At 42.8% G+C, this 3,155-nt stretch carries 2 protein-coding genes; one reads left to right on the top strand and one right to left on the bottom strand.

The features are described from left to right. Positions 1–7 precede the first annotated feature (7 nt). Positions 8–1,441 (top strand): phosphoglucomutase/phosphomannomutase family protein, encoded by a 1,434-nt coding sequence (locus PX484_RS07690; RefSeq protein WP_287765209.1) that lies wholly within the window; start codon positions 8–10, stop codon positions 1,439–1,441. A 44-nt stretch (positions 1,442–1,485) separates the two neighbouring features. Here the strand turns inward: PX484_RS07690 and PX484_RS07695 are convergent, their stop codons facing one another. Beyond that, the gene (locus PX484_RS07695; RefSeq protein ID WP_287765211.1) at positions 1,486–2,505 is read right to left on the bottom strand and encodes a methyltransferase; all 1,020 of its coding nucleotides are present in this window, start codon (positions 2,503–2,505) and stop codon (positions 1,486–1,488) included. Between the last annotated feature and the right edge of the window lie 650 nt (positions 2,506–3,155).

The following is a 3,155-nucleotide window of genomic DNA, read 5'->3' on the forward strand; positions in this document are numbered from 1 at the left end:
GTAAATCATGACCACCGTGAACCCGATTAAATTTGGAACCGATGGCTGGCGCGGGATTATCGCCGCCGATTTTACTTTCGATCGAGTCGCTCTGCTCGCTCCCTTGGCGGCTCAGGTTTTAGCGGATAATTATGGTCAGATCACGGGTTCGCGGACGATGATCGTCGGCTATGATCGGCGGTTTATGGCGGAGGATTTTGCTCAAACTGCGGCGGAATCGCTGCAAAAAGCCGGTTTTGATGTGCTTCTCTCCCAATCCTACGCTCCCACTCCCGCTTTTAGTTGGGCAGCTCGCTCAGAAAATGCTCTCGGTGCGATCGTCTTAACCGCCAGTCATAACCCAGCTAAATATCTCGGTTTGAAGGTTAAAGGTTATTTTGGTGGTTCTGTCTCGCCGGAAATTACCCAACAAATTGAAGCTTTATTATCTAATCCGCCCCAATTTAAGGCCAATGCAGGTAAATTAAGCACTTTTGAACCGTGGTCAGGTTATTGTCAGGGTTTACGCCAAAAAGTTAATATTACCGCTATTGCCGAGGCGATCGAATCGGGACAACTAAAAGTTTATTCCGATGTCATGCACGGTGCGGCGGCTACCGGTTTAGAGCGTCTTTTGGGGGTGGGGATCACGGAATTACGCGGCAATCGCGATCCTTTGTTCGGTGGCGGCTCTCCGGAACCTTTACCGAGAAATTTGACGGAAATCATCGATAAACTGGCTCACAGCGCAAATTTAGCCCCTTTGCGAGTAGGTTTGGTCTTCGATGGCGATAGCGATCGAGTGGCGGCGATCGATGGTCAGGGGAATTTTTTAAGCACCCAAAATCTCATCCCGATTTTAATCGAGCATTTAGCCGGCAAAAAGGGAATGAGAGGGGAAATTGTCAAAACGGTGAGCGGTTCCGATTTAATCCCCAAATTAGCCAGTTTATACGGTTTATCGGTCTTTGAAACCCCGATCGGTTATAAGTATATCGCCGATCGAATGTTGACCACTCCTGTGTTAATTGGTGGGGAAGAGTCGGGAGGTGTCGGTTATGGTACTCACATTCCCGAACGGGATGCTTTATTATCAGCTTTATACGTTTTGGAAGCAGTGGTAGAATCGGGCCAAGATTTAAGCGATCTTTACGCGCAATTACAGGATAAAACTGGTTTTTATTCTCAGTATGATCGCATTGATTTACCCCTAGCTAATATGGAAGCTCGCGATCAGTTAATTACTGCTTTGGATCAGGAACCCTTAAGGGAAATTGCCGGTAAACAAGTGACTGATTGTAATCCTATAGACGGTTATAAATTCCGTTTAGAAGATGGCAGTTGGTTGTTAATTCGCTTTAGTGGTACAGAACCGGTTTTGCGTCTCTACTGTGAATCTTCAACCCTCGATCGAGTTCATGAAATTCTCGCCTGGGCAAAATCTTGGGCTACTTATATCTAAACAATAGAAAAAGGGTTTCTTGAAGAAACCCTTTTTCTATTCTATTATTTTTTAACGCATTCAATAATGCAAATATCCTCTTGAGTTGGAATAATTCGATTTAATTTTAATCCCGCTTGACTCAACAATTCCTCAAATTCTTCTGCGGTTCTTTCCTTACCTCCCGGACACATAACTAACATATTTAGGTCTAACATTTTAGCGGCCGAAGGATTATTACCCGAAGGAACAACCATTTCCAAGACCAAAACTTTACCATTGCTATCTAAAGCTTGACAACAGTTTTTCAAAATAGCAATCGCTCGTCGATCATCCCAATCATGAATAATATGTTTTAATAAATAGCCATCTCCTCCCGATGGTACGGATTCAAAAAAATTACCGCCAACGGGTTGACAACGATGGAGAATGCCGTGTTTTTCTAAAGTCGGTTGACAATGGGAAATTACATATTCTTCATCAAAAAGAATCCCTTTGAGGTGGGGATATTGCTCTAAGATTGTCCCCAACATCTCACCGTATCCCCCACCTACATCTACTGGGGTTTGAAATTCTGAGAAATCATACACAGCTAAAATAGCCTTCTCCTCCGAAAAAGAAAAACTATTCATCGACTGTTCAAAAATCTCTGCATCTAGCGGATGAGTTTGAAAATATTCAAAGACTCCCATCCCAAAGACATCATCAAAGGATGGTTGTCCCGTTTTAATACTATGTAACACATTTCCCCAGGCTTGATAATGGGGGGCTTCTCCTAACATAATTGCTGTCGCTTTTACTGACCGGGGATGGTCACTAGATAAATGTTCGGCTAAGGGAGTTAGTATAAACTGTTGAGATTCAGTTTCTTGAAAAATTCCCACACTAGCTAACGCTCGCATCAGTCGGTATAAAGCAGCAGGATTAGTCTCAGTTAGGGAGGCCAATTCTTGACAAGATTTCGCTCCTTTGCTTAAATGCTCGGCTAGACTCAATTTAGCCGCAGCATAGATGGCCTGAGATAGCCAGTAACCCGAAACCATTTGGGTTAATTGAAGATGAAGAGGGAGTTCAGGTAAGGACATAAGCAACTTTTGTGGGAATATAATTAAACATTACCATATAGAATAAGCTGCCCGGGCATTTAAATCGTCTGTTGAGATGAGGCACTTTTGCAAGGGTCAACAGGAAAGGGATTGGGGGAGATTCAATTAATTTCTAAGTGCGAGTAGAGAGATAAACACAAAATTTCAATCCAAAATTTAAAGCGGGTTTCCATTCAATTAATTTCTAAACGCAAGTAGAGAGTTTTGTAAAGATTCTTAAAGCCCGGGGAATTCAGGGGTTTCCATTCAATTAATTTCTCTAGCGAGTAGAGAGTCCCTGAGTATCAAGAGGGGGTTTACTACATCGTGTCAGGGGTTTCCATTCAATTAATTTCTCTAGCGAGTAGAGAGACGGGGTCGGTCGGGTTGAGGGTTACAAGCGCTCTCTTTCCATTCAATTAATTTCTCTAGCGAGTAGAGAGCAATAAAAAACCCGCTCGGAGGCGGGTCGTGTAAACAAAACACTTTTTATATAAAAATATGCTACCACAAAACTCAAACCGTGTCAAGATCGACTTTCCATTCAATTAATTTCTCTAGCGAGTAGAGAGCAATAAAAAACCCGCTCGGAGGCGGGTCGTGTAAACAAAACACTTTTTATATAAAAATATGCTACCACAAAACTCAAA

The sequence above is a fragment of the Microcystis sp. M49636_WE2 genome, assembly GCF_030065375.1.
Taxonomy (GTDB): domain Bacteria; phylum Cyanobacteriota; class Cyanobacteriia; order Cyanobacteriales; family Microcystaceae; genus Microcystis; species Microcystis aeruginosa_C.